Genomic DNA, 19146 nt, shown 5'->3' with positions numbered 1-19146 from the left:
GTCAGGAGACGCGCAGGGCGGTGACGAACCGAGGGCGTCCCGCGAGGTCGAGGTGCCCCTGGACGTCGGTCAGCACCCGGCGCGCCCGGACCAGCGCCGGGACGGCGGAGCCGTGCGTGTCGTCGTGTTCGATCGCCATCCCGCCGGTGGGCCGCAGCAGCCGCGCGGCGGCCGCGATCGCGTGCCGGATCACCGCCAGGCCGCTCTCCTCCGCGAACACCGCCCGCGCCGGGTCGTGCTCGGCGACCTCCGGCGGCACCGGCGTCCCTTCCGGCACGTACGGCGGATTGCACAGGACCAGGTCGACGAGTCCGTCGAGTTCGGCGAACATCGTGCTGTCCGCGACGTCGCCGGAGTACAGCCGGATGGGCGTGTCCCCCGCGTCGGCGTGGACGTCGGCGTTGTGCCGGGCCCAGGCGAGCGCCTGGGCGTCGATGTCGACGGCGTAGACGACGGCGTCCGGCCGCGCGTGCTGCACGGCCAGCGCCAGCGCGCCGGAGCCGGTGCACAGGTCGACCACCACCGGGTACTCGCGTCCGTGCAGCAGTTTGAGGCCCCATTCCAGGAGCAGTTCGGTCTCCGGGCGCGGGACGAAGACCCCGGCGCCGACGTTGACCGTGATGTCGCCGAGCGCGGCCCATCCGGTCAGGTACTGCAGAGGGATCCGTTTGGCGCGCTGGTTCACCAGCTGGCCGATCGCGTCGATGACCGGCGGGTCCACCAGCGGCACCATCGGCAGGCGGCCGCGGTCGACGCCGAGGACATGGGAGGCGATGATCTCCGCGTCCGAGCGCGGTGACGCCACACCGGCCTCGGTGAGGATCCGGGTCGCTTCCATGATGGCGAGGCGCAACGGCTGCCGGTTCACTGATGTTCCTTCACAGAGTCAAGCCTGACACACGAGGCACGCGTGCCGGGGTCGATACACGCGGGCTCAGGGTATCGATTCCCTTCAGCGCACCCGCCACGAGAGCGACGACAACGTCAGCGCCGCTTCGGCCACTCGCCGCGCGAGGTCGGTCTGAAGGCTCTTCGTCGCCGAAGCGATCCATTCGTCGACGTTTTTTACGCCGATATCGCGGTACTCGACGGCCTGAAGCAGCATCTCGAGCTTGTCGGCGTCGCGCGCGTACAGGGCCTCCGGGCTCTGCGCGGTTTCGTACTCCTCGACGGCGTCCCGCACCGAGTCACGGGCGGCGCCGGGCAGGGCCGACGTCTGCGCCGCGGTGATCGCCCGCGGATCCGGCTTCTCGACGAAACCCTTGATCGTATGCGGGAGGTCGCCGGTCCGCGTTTCCTGCGTGTCGTGCCAGAGCGCGAGGTACGCCGCCCGCGCCGGGTCGGCGCCGCCCTCGGCAGCCAGCAGCCCGGCCAGCTGCGCGACCCGCGTGGTGTGCTCGGCGACGGATTCGGGATCACGGACCCCGGCCTGCCACCAGCCCGCCCGCCGGATCCGCTTGAGCACGCCGAGTTCGAATCCGAATCTGGCCAGGGCTTCCACACTGCTCCCTACGCGTCGACGACGAGATATCCGGCCAGTGTCCCCCGCCGCTGCCGGAGCGTGTCGATCCGGTCGTCCATCTCGGCCAGTTCACGGCGGATCTCCGTCACCACCGTCGGGCACAGGTCCAGTTCCGGGAGTTCCCCGTTCGCGCAGGGCAGCACCTTGGCGATGACCTGGGTGCTCAGCCCGGCCCCGAGCAGCGCGCGGATCTGCCGCACGGTGGTGACCGCGTCGTCGTCGAAGGTGCGGTAGCCGTTGGAATCGCGCCGCGAGACCAGCAATCCCTGTTCCTCGTAGTAGCGCAGCAGCCGCTGGCTCACGCCGGTGCGACGGGACAGCTCGCCGATCAGCATGTGACCCCCATCATCCGTGGTTGACCTTCACATCGATGTCAGTACTTAACGTCGCCGGCATGACGAATCATTTCGCTCACGTCGTCCGCGGTTCCGGCCCCGGCCTGCTGCTCGCCCACGGTGGCGGCGGCAGCGTCGAGGGCAACTTCGGCGCCATCCTCGACGACCTCGCACGCACCCACACCGTCGTCGGCCCCGACTATCCCGGCTCCGGGGCCACGCCGCGCGCCACCGGCCCGCTGGACCTCGACTCCGTCGCCGACGAACTCGTCGCCATCGCCGTCGACGCCGGGCTCGAACGCTTCGCGATCCTCGGCTACTCCCTGGGTACCGGCGTCGCCGTGCGGATCGCGACCCGGCATCCCGAACGGGTCACCGGCCTCATCCTGACCGCCGGGTTCACGAAGCCGGACAACCGGCTCCTGCTGGCCGTCGACATCTGGCGCGAGCTGCTGGACGGCGACCGCAGGCTGCTGGCGAAGTTCCTCACCTTCGCCGCCACCGGTGAGCGGCATCTGAACGCCCTCACGCCGGCTGAACTCGAAGCCGCCATCGACGGGCTGGCCGGGTACATCCCGGCGGGCAGCCCCGAGCACGTCGGCCTGGTCGCCGGCGTCGACACCCGCGCCGAGCTGGCCGGGATCTCGGTCCCGGCCCTGGTCATCGCCACGACACAGGACGGCCTCGCCCCGCCCGCGCATTCCCGCGAACTCGCGGCCGGGATCCCCGGTGCCGAACTGATCGAGATCGAGGCGGGACACGGCATCGGCGTCGAGGCCCGCGACGAATGGCTCGCCGCGATTCAAAAGTTCCTCGACGCAAGTGTTGGAGAGGGTACGAACTGATCACCCTGCGGAATCTTCTAAGGTGACGCGGGTGAAGATCCGGGAAATCCGACTGACCCTCGGCGTGTTTTTCGCCGCCCTCGGGGTGTTACTCGTGCGTTTCCTGGTGCCGCGCCCGATCGGCATGGCGGACAACGGCGACGGCTGGCGCATCCTGTGCCGGCTCGGCGCCCGCGAACTCGACAGGCCTTCGGAGTACTTCGTCCGCTTCTCCTACGGCCCCGCCCCGGCCTGCAACAGCGAGTACATCTCCAGCCAGAGCTGGATCGACAAGATCGCCAGTGAGATCGGGCAGCTGCTCGGCTCGTCCGCGATCCTGAACCTGCTCGTCCTGGGTGTGCTGGGCTGCCTGCTGGTCGCGGGCGGGATCGCCGCGATCGTCGTCGGCCTGCGCCTTTCGGCCCGGAACAGCGTCATCGCCACGGTCGCGCTGCTGCTGGTCGCCGCGGACTCGGCCTTCTTCGGATACTTCGCCTCCGTGCTGAGCGAGGGCGCCGCCTTCGTCGGGATGCTCCTGCTCGCCGGCGGGCTCCTGCTGATGCACCGCACCGGGCCGTGGCGCTACACCGGCGCCGCGGTCACCGTGCTCGGCGCGATGATCGGGATCAACGCGAAGTCGCAGACGCTGCTGCTGATCCCGCTGTTCGCGCTCGCGCTGCTGTTCGTCCGCCCGCCGGGCACCCGGGGCCTGGCGCGGTGGGCGCTGCCGCTGGCCGTCCTCGCCGTCGTCGGCACGGGTACCGCGCTGGTGCAGGGCGCGGGCGACTCGGCCAACGCGGAATACCGCGAGGCCAACATGTACCACGTCGTGTTCAACGGAATCGTGGACGGCAAGCACGACACCGCCGGCGATCTCGCCGCGCTGGGCCTCCCACCGGAGTTCGCGAAGTACGTCGGCACGGGCTGGTGGAGCGCGAACGCGGCCTGGCGCTCCCCCGAGTACGCCCAGTACCGCGACAAGATCAGCCGCCGCAATGTCGCCCAGTACTACCTGGAGCACCCGGTGCGCGTGGTCGAGATGCTGCACCGGTCCGCGCAGGAGACGCTGACCGCGCGGGTGCCGAACCTGGGCAGCTTCGGCGAGCACGCCGGGCAGCCGCCGCTCGCCAAGGAGTACCGGATCCCCGTCCTGTCCGGGATCACCGGCTGGATCGCGCCGCTCGGCCTGTTCGCCCTGCTGCCGATCTGGCTGCTCATCGGCTGGGCGGGCTTCCGTGCCTTCCGCAACCGCACCGGCCGCCGTGACGTCGGCATCGTGGTGCTGATGTTCCTGTTCTTCGCGATGGGCCAGCTCCTGGTCTCCGGCCTCGCGGAAGGGATCGAGAACGTCAAGCACCAGCAGCTGACGATCTACCCGACCCTGCTGGCCGCCGCCTTTGCCGCCCTCTCGTTCCTGCCGCGGCGCAAAGAGGAGCCGCCGGTCGTCGAGGAACACAAGCCGGAGACGGCGTCCGTCTCGGGTTGACGCTCATCCGCAGACTTGCGCCTTGTCGGGATTGCGGTCGTAGCGCAGTCCGCTTCGGCCGACGGAGTGGATCAGGTTGTCCCAGAAGCGTTCGAAGGTCAGCGGTGCACGGACGGAGTCGAGCATCTCCTGAGTGTGCGAGCAGGCCAGGGTTCTCCGGATCGCGTCGAGATTGTCCTGCTTGTACTGGCCCCGTGCCGCCAGGTCCTCGGTCGGTCCTTCGGCGAGGCCTGCGACCTCCCAGTTGGAACCGGCGAACTTGCTGTGCCCGATCCGTCGCCCTGGCACGGTGGTGCTGTGCGCGGCCACCGGGTTGGCGAGCCCGATCGGGTCGTGCACCCACACGTCGAGCGGCAGCAGCATGCCAGGGCCGCCGATGTTGAAGTAGCTGAGCACGTCACGGCCGTTCGCCGAGGGATACGCGACCCAGCCCGTGGGGGGCGCGTCCACGTGAACGGCCGGGGCCTGCTGCGCGGCAAGCTGCCTACGCGCGTCGTCGGCCATCTCCACGAACAACCGGAAATCCCGCGCCAAGATCGGGTACTCCGTCCCGCTGGCCGCGACGTAGGCGGCGCGCTCGTCGGCGATGACCTCACGCTCGTCGATCGGTTCCTCGAGTCCGGCATAGGGGGTTCGTAGCCAGCCACCGGCGACCACAGCCCAGACGGCGACCGCGACGACCGGCACGAAAGTCAGCCTGGTGACCCTGATCGCCATCACCGGTAGCAGCAGACAGAACGTCGCCGGAAGCAACATCCTCCCGTGCATGAAGTCGCCACCGACGCGGACGACATACGCCGCCAGCATGACGGCACCCGCCAGCGGCACGGCCACCAGCACCACGATCTGGCGATTCACGGACTTCCGCCAGATCAAGGTCACCCCGGCGAGCAGACATCCGGCGATCGGGATCCACAGCAGATAGGGGTCGGTGAAGTCGCCGAAGTACGCCCATCCGCTGTCCCACAAAGCCTCGGAGGCTTCCTTCACCAGCGCCGTGTTCGGCGTGATCAGACCGTAGTAGCCCATCCGGAACACCTGATACGACGCCGGAAGCACAGCCGCGGCCGCCAGCGGAACCAGAGTATGGCGCCAGCCCCGCCACGTGAGCACCAGCAACCCGGCCATCGCCGTCAAGCTGAACAGAGCGAGATCCGGGCGCACGAGCGGACCGAGCCCGATGACCACCGCGGTCGACCACACCGGGCCGAACGGCCGCTCGGTTCCCCTGCGCACCAGAAGCCACCACGTCCCGCCGAGCCACAGGCCGATCAGCCCGGTCTCCAGACCAGAGGTCGCGAAATCACGAAACGGCGGCAACGCCAGGACGACCAGTGCGCCAGCCGGGAACACGAAGGTGGACGCGGCAGGCCCGGCGAGCCGCCGCGCCCCGTCGAGCCCCAAGAACAGCCCCCCTGCCGAGAACACCAGCCCGACGAGCACCGCGATCCACTCAAGGCTGATGCCCGGGATCCAGCCGACCAGGACAAGTACCGCCGTCCATAGCGTGCTGGTGTTGGCCTCGACCCGCTCGCCCACGTTGAAGACCGGGCCGTTACCCGCGAGGATCTGCCGGACCGTCCGCAACACGATCAGCCCGTCATCACTCATCCAGCGTCGCTGCCAGGCCAAAAACACAAAGGCCACGAGCGTGGCCGCCATTACGCCCCAGTTCCACATCCGAACACTGCTTCGAATGCGAATTTCACCGGCCCCGTCGGGCAGGGATACGGATTCAGCGGTGACTGTGCTCAACTGGTTCTCCAGGTAACTGAAAGACGAACAACCACCCAGAGTTCCGTGACGCGACAACGCTGTCGATGACTGGGCAAGACCCGTAAACGATCTTGCCTCACTCTATCGTGTACACGAAATGGACGTGCGCCGGGCAGGGCAATGGCGCTCTGCCCGGCGCAGGACGGACAAATCAGAATCCGAGCGCGAACGCCCTTGGCACGGTCACCTCTTCACCGAAGGCGAAATCGCCATGCCACAGAACGGACGCACCGACGAACTTCGTCCCATCGGACGCCCCGACATACACATCGCCCCTGGTGCCGCGCGTGTAGGTCACGATGTCAGCCTTGCCGTCACCGGTGAAGTCACCGATCGCGGGCAATTCGGTCCCATAGGCGAAGTTGTCGTGCCACTTCACCGAATTCCCGACGAATCTCGTGCCGTTCGAAATCGCCACATAGACATCGGCCGCCGTCCCACGCGTGAATACCGCGATGTCGTCCTTCCCGTCGCCGTCGAAATCGCCCGACGCGGGGATCTCGTCACCGAATGCGAAGTCACCGTGCCACTGAAGCGAATCGCCCACAAACTTGGCGCCGTCCGAAAACGCCACGAAGACGTCGCCCGCCGTGCCACGGGTGAAGGTGGCGATGTCATCCTTGCCGTCACCGTCGAAATCACCCACCACGGGAACCTCGGCGCCACCGGCGAATCGGCCGTGCCACTTCACGCCGTTGCCCACGAACTTCTTACCGTCCGACAACGCGACATAGACAGACGCAGTCGTCCCACGCGTGAAGACCGCGATGTCGTCCTTCCCGTCGCCGTCGAAGTCACCGACCGCCGGAATCTCCTCGCCGAACGCGAAATCGCCGTGCCACTGCTGCGAGTCACCGACGAACTTGCCACCATCTGACAGCGCCACATACACGTCGCCCAGCGTCCCCCGCGTGAAGGTCACAACGTCCGTTTTGCCGTCCCCGTCGAAGTCACCGGCCAGCGGTACCTCGTTGTTCGTCGCGAACCGGTCATGCCACTTGACCGAATTGCCCACGAACTTGGCACCATCGGACACGGCGGCGTAGACATCCGCTGTGCTACCGCGGGTGAAGGTAGCGATGTCATCCTTGCCGTCACCGGAGAAGTCACTCACCGTGGGGACCGGCGTGGTCGCCGAAGCCACGCCGGACGCCAGATCCGTTCCGTTGGCCAGCGTAGTGACGACCCGGTAGTACAAGGTCTTCTTGGCGGGCAGGGACTTGTGGATGAAGCTGGTTCCAGTCGTCGAACCGATGCGGCGAGCCTCGGTCACTGGAACCGAGGGCTCCTCTCCCGCGTAGACCCGGTACGTCAACTGACCCTGACCCGAGACCGGCGCCCACGTGACCGTGATCGCGTGATCGACCGCCTTGACCGTCGTGACGAAGGTCTGCTGCCGAATCCACTCGCCAAGATCGTCGGTGCGCGTGGCCGTCGTGCCCTGCTGCGTTTCGGTCACGGCGAGACAACCGTGCTGCCAGGAAGTGCTCACCACACCTGCCAACTCGGCGCGGCCGGCAACCTCCCGGAAGACCGCACCCCCGGCGTCACCCTTGCAAGCGTCCGCACCGTTGTCTCCGATGAGCGGGATCTCGGTCGCTGTCGGCGTCCCGACGGCGAAAAGTGCCGAGTGCAGCTTGTCGGGCACCCACTCGGTCGCCGTGCGACCGTAGCCCGCCAGCCGCAGTTTCTCTCCACTCGCGGCGGCGGCGCCCACGGGAACCGGCGTGATGTCGGTGATCGTCGCGTCCAGCCTCGCGAGCATCACGGCTCGACTGGGATGAGCCACGAGGTTCGTCACCTTGGCGACTCGACCGGCGGTACCGGCGAGATTGGTCCGGCCCACAGTGACCGTGGCCGGCTTGGCCGGGACGCCACCCTGCGGATTTCCGGCGAAACAGGATGCCGACGTGATGACCCACTCGGACGCCACCAGAGCCCCGCTACAGGCGGCACCCTCAGTGTTGATCTTGGCGGCGAAGGCGTAGCTCCCGTCCGCCGCCGGAGCGCCACCGGTGACGGCGTTCGCGGTCGCAGCGGCCAGCAGACCACCTACGAGCAAAGTAGCGGTGAGCGCGCCGAACCCCGCGACTCTCGAGCGATGCATCAAGACTTTCCCCTCAGATCGTGATGGCGAGCGAGTCAGCCGACTACGTCGAGCTGCAGAAGCGTGGTGGGCTGGTTCCCAGGACCCGCGCCCACGCCGACGGGAGTGTTTCCGCTCGGATTGACATCGACGACCGTGCGCTGGCCCGCATCCGTCGTAAGCTCGGCCTTCGCCTTGTGACCCGCGCCGGACACCAGGCCGTCACCCCGGATCTCGAACACGGCTGGGATCTTCAGCTTCAGCTGCCCGGTGGCTCCGAGGACCTTGAAGCAGACCAAACCATTCTGCCCTACGGATTCCGTAGTCCGAACCTTCATCAGGCCAATATTTCCCTCGGCCGGTGTCGCGCAATCGGCGAACACGATATGCCCATCACCGGAGATCAGCGTCACTCCATATGTCGTAAAAATCTCGTCCGCGCCGGGGTAGGCAAAATTCTCAACCAACGAAGTTTGCACGTCGGTCACCCCTTGCGCCTCGGAACGACTCGACTGCCCGGCAGTGACACCGCCAATCAGAGCAATCGTCACCGCCCCCAAAGCCAACAACACGTTCCTGAACTTCATAAGGCCTTCCCCCATCTCCGCAGGTGGTCACGTACTACGACCGCCTGACTTATCGACGAGAGGGATGAACCGTTATCGCACACCGAGGTGATCCTAATCACATTTTACTGTAATCTTGCTCTGTGTAGCGTTGGAGATACTCGCTCAAATTCAGTGCGATACAAATATTCCCATGGCGCGGAAACGCGTACGGCGAGTCACACCGCAAGTCAACCTGGGGAGCTCACGGTGCGGATTTCAGCAAAAAGACGCAGCAGACCAAGAATCTTATTCGCGACGCTTGTCAGTGCGATACTTGTCGGTTCTCTGACCATTGTTCCGCCTGCGACGGCAGCCCCTGAACCGGCAGCCGAAGAAAACGCGGGCGAGCGTGCTCAGGTCGTGGCCCTGTGGCGTACCGCCGGGCCGACGGTCCAAGCAGCGGCCGCCCGAGTCCTTGCCGGAACCGACTCGGAGATTCACGCGTTTCTGACCACCGAGTTACCGCGGGCGATGAAGCTCGATGAGCGCATCAGCGTCAATCGTATGCTCGCCGCAGGCGGAACCACCACCAAAGCCGCCGCCCAACTGGCCCTGGATTCGACCAGCGCGGAAGCGCTGACGACATTCCTGAAAACCGGCTGGCAGGCGCCGTCGGCCGTGGACCTGCGCATACGCGTCAACCAGATGTTCGCCGCGGGCGGCCCCGAGGTGCGCAAGGCGGCGCAGGCCGCATTGGACGCCGATACCACCGAGGCGTTGCAAAAGTTCGTGGAAGAAGGCTGGAAGCGGCCGCACGAGAACGACCTACGGATCCGAGTGAATCAATTCCTCGCCGGCGGCGGCACGGAAGTGAAGAAGATCGCTCAACGTTCCTTGGATGCCGGAACGGTCGATGCCTACAACCAATTCCTCGATCATGATCGAGCCATAGCCGAATCGCGCGACGAAGAAGCGGCCACCATCGAGCAACTGGCCAATGCCGCCAAAGACGCGGGCGAACTGGCGACAAGAGAGACTCAAGCCGCGAAAGACGCCTCCGCCCGCGCAGTAAAGGAGGCCGAGCTCGCGAAGGCCGCCGCTCAGGCGGCGGCGGTGGCCAGCGCGAACGCCCAAGGCAATGCCGAGCTGGCCGCCTCTGCCGCGACACAGGCCGCCGAGGCTGCCAACAACGCCGCGATCGCGGCGAAGGAAGCCATCCGGGCCGCGAACACCACGAGCTCCGCCGCTCGGGTAGCAGCCGGGGCCGCTTCTCGCGCCGCCGCGGCTGCGCTCAAGGCCGGCGATGCGGCCTCGAAGGCATACTCCGCGGCAGCATCGGCAATCACCGGTGCGGTCGACGCCGAGGATGCCAGCCGCGCAGCACAAACGGCACGTGGAGCAGCGGTCGGCGCCGAGAAAGCGGCCGAAGCGGCTGGACACGCGGGTATCGCCGCCAACAACGCGAAGGCGGCGGCGGACTCCGCCAGCGCGGCAGGCAGCAGCGCCGCAGACGCGGCACGGGCGGCGGTGGACGCGGGCAACAACGCCGCCAAGGCCGGCGCGAACGCGGCGAAAGCACGAAAGGCGGCCGCTGACGCCCAGGCAGCCGCCGCTCGTGCCGACCGTGCGGCGCGTGCGTCCAGTGCCTTCGCGGCAGCCGCCGCAGCAGCGGCGTTCACGGCTCGCGACGCCGCCAACCGGGCCGCGTCGGACGCCAGGTCGGCGGCCGACGCGGCGGAAGACGCGGCCGCTCACGCGGGTAACGCCACTGACGCGGCCCAGCAGGCCACCAACCATGCGAATGCGGCGACACAAGCGGCACAAGCCTCCGTCGCGGCGGCCAACCGGGCGACGGATGTTTACAAAGCTGCACGAACCGCCGACGCGGAACGCCTGGCCGTCGAGACGGACCAGAATGTCACCACAGCTCTGTCGGTGAGCACGGCGATCGACCGGCTCAACGTGATCAACCGCTGGAATGCCACTCAGGTAGAGCTGCGCTCCGCGGAGACGAACCGGCTGATCGCAGAGGCGACAGCGGAAAACGCCGACCCTGTGGTCGCTGTTCCCAAAGCTCGCAAGGTCGCCATGGCCTTGGCGTCCACCGGTGGTGGCTCGTGGACGAAGACGGCGGCGAGCGACGCCTTGGCCGGTAATGACGCCATCGTGATGGAGTTCGTGCGGGTAGGTATCGCCGTCGCCGCGGGACAAGATGACAGGACAACACTCCGAAACCTGATCCTCACCGGGACCGAGGGATTCAAGACCGCCGCGGAAGCGGCGCTCGCGGGCAGCGATTCGGCTGTACAAGCGTTTCTGCGCAGCCAGGACTACCCTGGTCGCGAGAGCGACGACCGAATCGCGGTGAACCGTGTCCTCGCCACCGCTCAGCAAAATGGCAGTGCCACGCTCCAAGCCGCGGCGCAAAAGGCTCTTGACACCGGAACCGCCCAGGCGTTGCGCGGGTTCCTGAAAACAGGTCAGTTCAGTGCCTCGAGCAGCGACGAGCGAATCAAGGCGAACCAGATCCTGGCTTCACCTGGCAGCGGCCCGGAGTTGAAGGCGGCCGCGCAGGTAGCGCTGGACGGTTCCGCGGGCATGCTGCAACAGTTCCTGGCGGTCGGTCAGTACGCCGCGGCGCAACGAGACCAGGACAGTGCCACCCACAACGCCGCGATGGCGGGTCATCTGGCCCGGGCGGCACAGTTCGCGACAACCGCGACACAAAGCGCGAACGAGGCGCAAGCGACCGCCGCGACAGCACGCGGCGCCGCCGCTGAGGCAGTAGGCTATGAAAAGCAGGCGAAAGCCGATGCGGCCCAAGCTTCGGTCTACGCTCAGAACGCCGCGAAGTCGGCTCGTGATGCCGAGGCGTCCGCTACGCAAGCCGCCCAGTCTGCCGCGACCGCTCGCAATGCGGCGAATTCGGCCAAGGAATCGGCACAAGACGCCTCGCGCTCCGCGGCCTGGGCAACAGCCTCCGAGCGCCAAGCGGCCAGTTTCGCCGCTGAGGCATTCAGGTTCGCGTATGTCGCGTTCAACGCCGCCTTGGATGCAGGAAAGAGTGCCCGCGACGCGGCGACAGCTGCCAGCGACGCCGTTGACAGCGCCATCAAGAAGGTGAACGAAGCCAGAGGAAAGGCAGCGTTCGAACAGGGCATGAACTGCCAGCAGTACAAGGCGATGTCCCAGAAGTTGTACGACGACTGCATAAATCTGATCACGGCGTCCGATTTCGATAAACGGACGCTGATGCTCGCAAACGGCGCCGAATGCGAGCGTCTCTACAAGAAGGGGACCGAGAAGCACCAAGGGTGCCTGCTCAATGTCCTCAGTCCCAGCTTCGCCGCGGATCAAGCTCTCGCGATCCTGCAGCCTGTTCTCGACGAATCGGCGAAGTTCCTCTTCATGGTCGCGAGCATCGAAGCCGCAGGACTGTGCGCGCTCATGGAACCCTGTGGGCTTCTGGCATTATCCATCGTTCCCGAAGGAACAGCGTTCACGTCGTGGTTGACCGCCGCCGGGGCCGGAGCCCTCGCCGCTTCGCGCGTCGGGGCCATGCTCGAGAGATCGGGCGTAGAGACGCATGCTACGCAAGCGCGTCTCGCCGAGGCCTTGGCAGGCCTCTTGAAGCTCTGCAAGACGAACAGTTTCACCGGTGACACCCCGATCCTCCTATCCGACATGTCGAGAAAGCCGATCAAGGATATCCGCGTCGGCGACAGGGTACTGGCCACCGATCCTGCCTCCGGCAGATCGGCTGGCAAGCCGGTCACTCAGTTGATCAACGGCCAAGGCTCGAAACACCTGGTCGAGATCCGACTCGCCGACTCCGCGGACGGATCGGTCCTCCGAACCACCGATGAGCATCCGTTCTGGAACGAGGACACCCGCTCGTGGGTTTCCGCGAAAGACCTTCGGCCGGGCTCGCACCTGCGGAACTCATCAGGGACTTCGGAGCGGGTGGCTTCGGTCCGAAGCTACGACGAGTCGATTCAGGTCTTCAATTTCACCGTCGCCGACCTGCACACCTACTACGTGGCTACCGGAGCAACATCCGTATTGGTCCACAACACCGGTTGCACAGACATCGCCTTGGGGCGCGACCTCACGGTTGACGGGATTTCTTCGCTGGAACTTTTCGCCTGGGAATTAGGCGCGGCTAGCTACAAGCATTGGGACAGAGGAACACCATGGTACCAGCATATTTTGAACGCCATTGAAGATGGAGTAACCAGAATCCACTTCAATCTTGACGGAATTCCCGACCCCATCAAGTTCGCAAATGGCGGCATCAACCGAAACCCGCGTACCGACTTTGGACACCTTACCGCCTGGGAGCTCAACGAGATCAGGAATGCGGCACACTCCTGGAACAGGGTCATCTTCTACTGCAAGGGAAAGGTAGTGGTCAATCCGTTCAACACCGGAGGCCAGCCAGTAAAGCCATGCTCTTGAACCGCAAGGTAGACTGCTCACCACACGTAACCGGGAGGCGGTGTCCAATCTCTTCAGACAAGCAGTCAGTCGACCTGAAGTGGTCCAGCGATCGCGCGTTCAGCCTGTGGCAGTACACGCTCAGTCACTCGCAATTGTTCTTTCATGGCTACAGCGAAAGTAGCGACGACGTCATTCAGGTCTTGTTCGACGGTGTCGAGAGAATTGAATCGGACCGTCACTACCTGCCACCATTCGGGTTCACTTTCGTCGAAGAGCACGGAAGATACCCCGGAGTTCTTCACTTTTCCCGCCTATTGGTCAAGTTGATCGGCGCCAATTCCGACGGATTCGTGGCAGCTTCCGGAATCCGCATCACCAGGAATTCACGAGAAGGCGAAGAACTCGAGTTGTTGTACTTCACATCGAAAACCGAGGAAGATCAACGTTCTTCCTGAACAGGCACCACGTGCGCGTGGTGGATCACTACGATCCACCACGCGCGCTGTGGGCGTGAACACGACGGCCCGATCGCCAACCGCTCCTGTCACCCGTAAGCTGGAAGCACCTGTTGTCGCCGAAGGGCTCGCGAAATAGTCATGGATCTCCGAGAAACGGAAGCCGTCACGCGGATATCCGCGAGTATCGGGACGGACGATTTCGCGGTGGCCATCGAGCTGGGCGAGCGGCTGATCGGCGAGTTCAAGGCCACCGAGCTGGAGATCTGCCGGGCGGACCCGGAGGATGGCTGGAAGGGTTACTCGGTCTCCGTCGGCTATCGCACGGCTCCGGCAGACGACGAGGAGCCTGCCGAGACCCTGCAGCGCGCCGCGGTACCGGCACTTTTCCACTTCGGACTGAACGCGGAGTTCTTCCTGATTCGCGGAACGCCGGAGACCGGCCAGTACGGTAGCTACGATGCCAACGACACCCAGGCCGACGGCTACACGGTCTATTCGCTCATAACGACCTTCGGCGGCACCGACCCGCGCGAGCCAGCGCACGTTCCCCGGCACGATTTCACGCCGCGCGCGGAAACCGACGTTGTCTCACGGGTGCATCTTTACGTTCCCACCGACGACCTGCAGACCGCCGTACGTCTGTGCGGCGCGGCCGCGACGGACATTTCGACGTCGCTGATCAGGATCAGCACGGACGCGGGGCCCTGTGAAGCGGTGCTGCTGTCAGCATTCCCGACAGGCGCCGGAGAGACCGGCGCGGAAGCGCTCAGCCGGGTCGAGAACGAGGTGACCAGCCGGCTTTCCGACGTGGGCATGTCAGTCCGGGCCATCCACACCGGACTGGAAGACGACCCGTTCACCACGGAACCCGGTTAGCGGGCCTTCCCTTTGCCGGCGAGATACGCCAACCGTTCCGCGTCGGTGCGCCGCTGAGCGGTGAACGGCTGCTGGGCCGCGAGCCGAACTGACCGAGTCCGGACGAAGAAGCGTTCTCCGGCAAGGCATCCAGCACCCACGGGACCAGTTCCCGCGGCGCGATCCACCCGCCCCGGGAAGGTGGTCGTCGCAGCAGAGGTAGTAACCGAGCAGTGATCGCCCCGGCATTGAGTCGGCGGAAGCCCAGTTCAGCTCCGCTCACCTGGCCAGTTCCGCGACCCACGGGGCATCCCGTCGGCCGAAGCGTTCCACCAGAACTACGGATACGACGGATTGGTGACACGAGGACGATGTCGCCTGGTATCGGCCCGTCAGCCCGCGTGGGCGGCGAGCCGTTCCTCGCGGTCCGCCGTGATGAGCGCGTCCAGCACACCGTCGAGGTCGCCGTCGAGGACCTGGTCCAGGTTGTACGCCTTGTAGTTCACCCGGTGGTCGGCGATGCGGTTCTCGGCGAAGTTGTAGGTGCGGACTCGCTCGGAGCGGTCGACGGTGCGGACCTGCGAGCGGCGCGCGTCCGACGCCTTCGCGGCGGCCTCCTCCTCGGCGATCGCCTGGAGGCGGGCCTGCAGCACCTGCAGGGCGCGGGCCCGGTTCTGGATCTGCGACTTCTCGTTCTGGCACGAGACGACCACGCCGGTCGGGAGGTGCGTGATCCGCACGGCCGAGTCGGTGGTGTTCACGCTCTGGCCGCCGGGGCCGGAGGACCGGTAGACGTCGATGCGCAGGTCGTTCGGGTCGATCTCGACCTCGACGTCCTCGGGTTCGGGGTAGATGAGCACGCCGGACGCGGAGGTGTGGATGCGGCCCTGCGATTCGGTGGCGGGCACGCGCTGCACGCGGTGCACCCCGCCTTCGAACTTCAGCCGGGCCCAGACACCGTCGACGTCGGCCGAGCGGCTCTTGATGGACACGGTGACGTCCTTGAAGCCGCCGAGGTCCGAGTCCACCGAGTCGAGCACTTCGGCCTTCCAGCCGTGACGCTCGGCGTAGCGCAGGTACATGCGCAGCAGGTCGCCGGCGAACAGCGCCGACTCCTCGCCGCCTTCACCCGATTTGATCTCCATGACCACGTCGGAGCCGTCGTACGGGTCGCGCGGCACCAGAAGCTCGGAGAGCTTGGCCTCGAGTACGGGGATCTTGGCGGTGATCTCCTCGGCCTCGGCCGCGAAGGCGGCGTCTTCCGAGGCGAGTTCTTTCGCCGCTTCGAGGTCTTCGCGGGCGGCGTCGAGCTCACGGATCGTCTTGACGACCGGGCTCAGCTCCGCGTACCGGCGACCGAGCTTGCGTGCGCGCGCCTGGTCGGCGTGCACGGACGGGTCGGCCAGCTGCTCTTCCAGCTGGGCGTGCTCTTCGAGCAGACCCTTCAGCGAACTCGAATCCACCACTTCACCTCTCAACGGCCTGGACGGACAAAACCATGAAAAACGGCGCCCACCCGGACATGCGGGTAGGCGCCGTCGTTCAAGCTACTTGGCGTCTTCGGCCTTCTTGCGCTTGCCGTAGCGAGCCTCGAAGCGCGCGACGCGGCCGCCGGTGTCCATGAGCTTCTGCTTGCCGGTGTAGAACGGGTGGCAGTTCGAGCAGATCTCGACGTGGAGCTTGCCGGAGGTCTTGGTGCTACGCGTGGTGAAAGTGTTACCGCAGTCGCAGTCCACGTTCGTGACCACGTACTCGGGGTGAATACCGCTCTTCATGGTGTCCTCTCTCGTTGGCCCCGGGTCCCCAGTGCGGGGTGAACCGGTGCCGGACTTCAGCGGATGATTTTGCCAGATGCGCTGGCAGTGGGGTTAACGCACCCCTCCCCCGGCATATTCCATCACGTTGAGTTATCAACTATCGACGCCTGGTTGTACGGAATTTGTATTCGTTCACGAGACGGTCCTCCAGTTGGTTATTCCTCAACAGGAGGTACTGATCATGCGCACCATCCTCGCCAAGGTGGCGAAGCCGGCGTCCGTCGCCGCGCTGGCCATCGCGGCTCTCGCCATCGCTCCCGTGGCCGGGGCCGCTCCGGCCGCTCCCGAAACGGGCACCGTCATCACCGCCGCCGACATCAACCCAGCGGCCGGCACGTTCACCACGGTGCCCGAAGGCGACTTCGCGATCCAGGGCGCCGGGGACGGCACGCCCGCCGGCGCCGTCCAGTGGTTCAAGAACCACGCCGGTTCCACCGCGTACCAGGGCCTCTGCGAGAAGGCCGTCGAGAACGCCTACGGCACCACCGGCGTCTGGGCCTCGGCCAACGCGCACTGGAACGGCGCGAGCCCGAAGCACACGACCGGGACGCCGCCGAAGGGCGCCTTCGTGTACTGGAACATCAGCCAGTGGGGCCACGTCGGCATAGCCGACGGCTCCGGCGGGATCTACGCCTCCAGCATCGGCGGCAAGATCGGCCACGCTTCGAGCGTGCACTACTTCAACAACTACCGCGGCTGGACCCCCGCCGCTGTGCCGCACCGCTGAGCCTTTCGGGCTCGTGAGTGGTAATGACGGTTCTAACCGTCATTACCACTCACGAGACGCGACAAAGGGGCCCTCCGCCACAGAGATGCGGCGAAGGACCCCTTCGGCTTGTGTCAGTCGTCGTCGTTCGAGCCGAGGGCCGTCTTCGAGACCTGCATGAGGAACTCGATGTTGGTCTTCGTCTTGCGCAGTCGCGAGATGAGCAGGTCTATGGCCTGCTGCGAGTCCAGCGCGTGCAGCACCCGGTGCAGCTTGTGGGTGACCGCGAGTTCGTCCGGCGAGAGCAGCAGGTCTTCCTTGCGGGTACCGGACGGGTTGACGTCCACCGCGGGGAACACCCGGCGCTCGGCGATCTTCCGGTCGAGCTTGAGCTCCGCGTTACCGGTGCCCTTGAACTCCTCGAAGATGACCGTGTCACCGGTGGACCCGGTCTCGACCATCGCCGTGGCGAAGATCGTGAGCGAGCCGCCGTTCTCGATGTTGCGCGCCGCGCCGAGGAAACGCTTCGGCGGGAAGAGCGCGGTCGAGTCGACACCACCGGAGAGGATCCGGCCGGACGCCGGGGCCGCGAGGTTGTACGCACGGCCGAGGCGGGTGATCGAGTCGAGCAGCACGACGACGTCGTGGCCCATCTCGACCAGGCGCTTCGCCCGCTCGATCGACAGCTCCGCGACCGACGTGTGGTCGGACGGCGGGCGGTCGAAGGTCGAGGCGATGACCTCTCCCTTCACCGACCGCTGCATGTCGGTGACCTCTTCCGGACGCTCGTCGACGAGGACGACCATCAGGTGGCACTCGGGGTTGTTCGTGGAGATCGCGTTCGCGATGTCCTGCATGATCGTGGTCTTACCGGCCTTCGGCGGCGACACGATCAGCGCACGCTGCCCCTTGCCCACCGGCATCACCAGGTCGATGACACGGGTGGTGAGCTTGTGCGACTCGGTTTCGAGACGCAGGCGCTCGTTCGGGTACAGCGGGGTCAGCTTGGTGAAGTCGGGGCGGCGCTTGGCCTCGTCCGGCTCCAGGCCGTTGATCGAGTCGACGCGCACCAGCGGGTTGAACTTCTGCCGCTGCTGCTCACCGTCACGCGGCTGACGCACGACACCGGTGATGGCGTCACCGCGGCGCAGGCCGTACTTGCGGACCAGCGAAAGCGAGACGTACACGTCGTTCGGCCCGGCGAGGTAGCCCGAGGTACGCACGAACGCGTAGTTGTCGAGCACGTCCAGGATGCCCGCGACGGGCAGGAGGACGTCGTCCTCGCGGATCTCCGTGTCGGGCGAACCGCCCTGCTCGCGGCCACCGCCGGCACCCCGGCGGCGACGGTCGCGGAAGCGACGGCCGCGACGGCCGCCTTCCTCGTCGTCGTCACCCTGCTGGCCCTGGCCCTGACGCTGGCTGTTGTCCTGGCCGCCCTGCTGGTTGCGCTGGCCCCGGTTGTCCTGGCCCCGGTTGTCCCGGTTGCCATCACGGTTGCCGTCGCGGCCGCCGTCCCGGTTGCCCTGGCGGTTTCCGCCCTGCTCACCCCGGTCGCCACGTTCGTTGCGCTCGGCGCGGTCGCCACGCTCGTTGCGCTCGCCACGCTCACGCTGGTCGCCGCGTTCCCGCTGCTCCCCGCGCTCACGCTGCTGGCCACCCTGGTCGGGCGAACCCGCGGCGCGGTTGGAGCCGCGACGACGACGGCTGCGGCCGCCCTCTTCCTGCTGCGGCTGGCCGTCCTGCTGGCCGTTGTCCTGCTGGGCGAGCCGCTCGGCGGACGGCGCGGAGCCGTTGTCCGTGACCTTCTCCGCCTTCTCGGCGCGCGGGGCTTCGGCCGGAGCGGCTTCCACCTTCGGCGCGTCGGCCTTCGAGGCCTCGGCCTTGGGCGCTTCGGCCTTGGGAGCCTTCCGTGGTGCTTCGATCCCCTCGAGCGGAAGCGTTTCGCTCGCCGCGGCGGGGGACTTGCGCTTGGTCTTGCCCTGGCGCTCGCGAATGGCCGCGATCAGGTCGCCCTTACGCATACCCGTCGTCTCGCCGATGCCGAGGTCCCCAGCGATCGAGCGCAGTTCGGCGACGGTCTTGCCGGTCAATCCGCCGACCGTGCGCTTGGGAGCGACGACGCCGTTCGACTCGGCGGCGCCACCTTCGACGTCGCTCAAAAGATCGGTGTTGCTCACAAATGTCCTTCCTGACCGATCCACGCCTCCAGGTGGATCAGCGGACCGCCGCTCGCGTCCGATTGCGAAACGGCGTAATTGGCCCCCGATACGGGCGAGCAACTCCTCGGCCGTGT

General features: G+C 66.5%; 15 protein-coding genes. 5 read left to right on the top strand and 10 right to left on the bottom strand.

What is annotated here, in order from left to right; genetic code table 11:
- Position 1: 1 nt before the first annotated feature.
- The 3 genes from prmC to SD37_RS07570 form a co-directional block, all read right to left on the bottom strand.
- Entirely contained in the window at positions 2-868 is an 867-nt protein-coding gene (gene prmC, locus SD37_RS07580) for a peptide chain release factor N(5)-glutamine methyltransferase (RefSeq protein WP_044852445.1), read from the bottom strand.
- Between the two features lie 84 nt (positions 869-952).
- The gene (locus tag SD37_RS07575; RefSeq protein WP_044852444.1) at positions 953-1501 is read right to left on the bottom strand and encodes an HD domain-containing protein; all 549 of its coding nucleotides are present in this window, start codon (positions 1499-1501) and stop codon (positions 953-955) included.
- Positions 1502-1509: 8 nt separating this feature from the next.
- Complete coding sequence (locus SD37_RS07570; RefSeq protein WP_044852443.1) at positions 1510-1857, bottom strand: MerR family transcriptional regulator; 348 nt, start codon at positions 1855-1857, stop codon at positions 1510-1512.
- Positions 1858-1916: 59 nt separating this feature from the next.
- Between SD37_RS07570 and SD37_RS07565 the strand changes: the two genes are divergently transcribed.
- Both SD37_RS07565 and wsfD read left to right on the top strand, forming a co-directional pair.
- Positions 1917-2702 carry an alpha/beta fold hydrolase gene (locus SD37_RS07565; RefSeq protein ID WP_044852442.1) on the top strand — a complete coding sequence of 262 codons (786 nt, stop codon included), beginning with the start codon at positions 1917-1919 and terminating at the stop codon, positions 2700-2702.
- 31 nt (positions 2703-2733) lie between these two features.
- On the top strand, positions 2734-4167 hold the full coding sequence (wsfD, locus tag SD37_RS07560; RefSeq protein ID WP_044852808.1) for a glycan biosynthesis hexose transferase WsfD: 1434 nt from the start codon (positions 2734-2736) through the stop codon (positions 4165-4167).
- Positions 4168-4170: 3 nt separating this feature from the next.
- Here wsfD and SD37_RS07555 read toward each other — a convergent pair whose 3' ends face one another.
- From SD37_RS07555 to SD37_RS07545, 3 genes are all read right to left on the bottom strand, one after another.
- Positions 4171-5778 (bottom strand): arabinofuranosyltransferase AftB family protein, encoded by a 1608-nt coding sequence (locus SD37_RS07555; RefSeq protein WP_052675006.1) that lies wholly within the window; start codon positions 5776-5778, stop codon positions 4171-4173.
- Between the two features lie 316 nt (positions 5779-6094).
- Positions 6095-8050, bottom strand: a complete 1956-nt coding sequence (locus SD37_RS07550; RefSeq protein ID WP_044852441.1) for an FG-GAP-like repeat-containing protein — start codon at positions 8048-8050, stop codon at positions 6095-6097.
- A 35-nt stretch (positions 8051-8085) separates the two neighbouring features.
- The gene (locus tag SD37_RS07545) at positions 8086-8616 is read right to left on the bottom strand and encodes a hypothetical protein (RefSeq protein ID WP_052675005.1); all 531 of its coding nucleotides are present in this window, start codon (positions 8614-8616) and stop codon (positions 8086-8088) included.
- Positions 8617-8844: 228 nt separating this feature from the next.
- Here SD37_RS07545 and SD37_RS07540 point away from each other — a divergent pair, with 228 nt between their 5' ends.
- Positions 8845-13035, top strand: coding sequence for a polymorphic toxin-type HINT domain-containing protein (locus SD37_RS07540; protein ID WP_145926548.1), 4191 nt, complete (start codon positions 8845-8847; stop codon positions 13033-13035).
- Positions 13036-13100: 65 nt separating this feature from the next.
- Here SD37_RS07540 and SD37_RS42485 read toward each other — a convergent pair whose 3' ends face one another.
- Positions 13101-13295: a hypothetical protein gene (locus SD37_RS42485; protein WP_145926547.1), complete on the bottom strand. Its 195-nt coding sequence runs from the start codon at positions 13293-13295 to the stop codon at positions 13101-13103.
- Positions 13296-13679: 384 nt separating this feature from the next.
- Here SD37_RS42485 and SD37_RS07535 point away from each other — a divergent pair, with 384 nt between their 5' ends.
- Positions 13680-14351, top strand: coding sequence for a hypothetical protein (locus SD37_RS07535; RefSeq protein ID WP_236725290.1), 672 nt, complete (start codon positions 13680-13682; stop codon positions 14349-14351).
- 371 nt (positions 14352-14722) lie between these two features.
- Here SD37_RS07535 and prfA read toward each other — a convergent pair whose 3' ends face one another.
- Both prfA and rpmE read right to left on the bottom strand, forming a co-directional pair.
- A complete protein-coding gene (prfA, locus tag SD37_RS07530; RefSeq protein WP_037320124.1) occupies positions 14723-15793 on the bottom strand; it encodes a peptide chain release factor 1 in 1071 nt (356 codons plus the stop codon).
- Between the two features lie 84 nt (positions 15794-15877).
- On the bottom strand, positions 15878-16105 hold the full coding sequence (gene rpmE / locus SD37_RS07525) for a 50S ribosomal protein L31 (RefSeq protein ID WP_044852438.1): 228 nt from the start codon (positions 16103-16105) through the stop codon (positions 15878-15880).
- Between the two features lie 223 nt (positions 16106-16328).
- Here rpmE and SD37_RS07520 point away from each other — a divergent pair, with 223 nt between their 5' ends.
- A complete protein-coding gene (locus SD37_RS07520) occupies positions 16329-16874 on the top strand; it encodes a hypothetical protein (protein WP_044852437.1) in 546 nt (181 codons plus the stop codon).
- Between the two features lie 113 nt (positions 16875-16987).
- On the opposite strand, the gene rho is transcribed toward SD37_RS07520, so the two are convergent.
- Positions 16988-19030, bottom strand: coding sequence for a transcription termination factor Rho (rho, locus tag SD37_RS07515; RefSeq protein WP_044852436.1), 2043 nt, complete (start codon positions 19028-19030; stop codon positions 16988-16990).
- Positions 19031-19146: the final 116 nt, after the last annotated feature.

This window comes from Amycolatopsis orientalis (assembly GCF_000943515.2).
GTDB lineage: Bacteria > Actinomycetota > Actinomycetes > Mycobacteriales > Pseudonocardiaceae > Amycolatopsis > Amycolatopsis orientalis.
The sequence above is the reverse complement of the archived record's forward strand: the minus strand, read 5'-3'. Positions and strand labels throughout refer to the sequence as shown.

Excerpts from the sequence above, each read along its gene's own strand:
- SD37_RS07555 (WP_052675006.1), bottom strand. The coding sequence starts at position 5,778 with ATGAGTGATGACGGGCTGATCGTGTTGCGGACGGTCCGGCAGATCCTC.
- SD37_RS07520 (WP_044852437.1), top strand. The coding sequence starts at position 16,329 with ATGCGCACCATCCTCGCCAAGGTGGCGAAGCCGGCGTCCGTCGCCGCG.
- SD37_RS07545 (WP_052675005.1), bottom strand. The coding sequence starts at position 8,616 with ATGAAGTTCAGGAACGTGTTGTTGGCTTTGGGGGCGGTGACGATTGCT.
- rpmE (WP_044852438.1), bottom strand. The coding sequence starts at position 16,105 with ATGAAGAGCGGTATTCACCCCGAGTACGTGGTCACGAACGTGGACTGC.
- SD37_RS07550 (WP_044852441.1), bottom strand. The coding sequence starts at position 8,050 with ATGCATCGCTCGAGAGTCGCGGGGTTCGGCGCGCTCACCGCTACTTTG.
- SD37_RS07570 (WP_044852443.1), bottom strand. The coding sequence starts at position 1,857 with ATGCTGATCGGCGAGCTGTCCCGTCGCACCGGCGTGAGCCAGCGGCTG.
- SD37_RS07565 (WP_044852442.1), top strand. The coding sequence starts at position 1,917 with ATGACGAATCATTTCGCTCACGTCGTCCGCGGTTCCGGCCCCGGCCTG.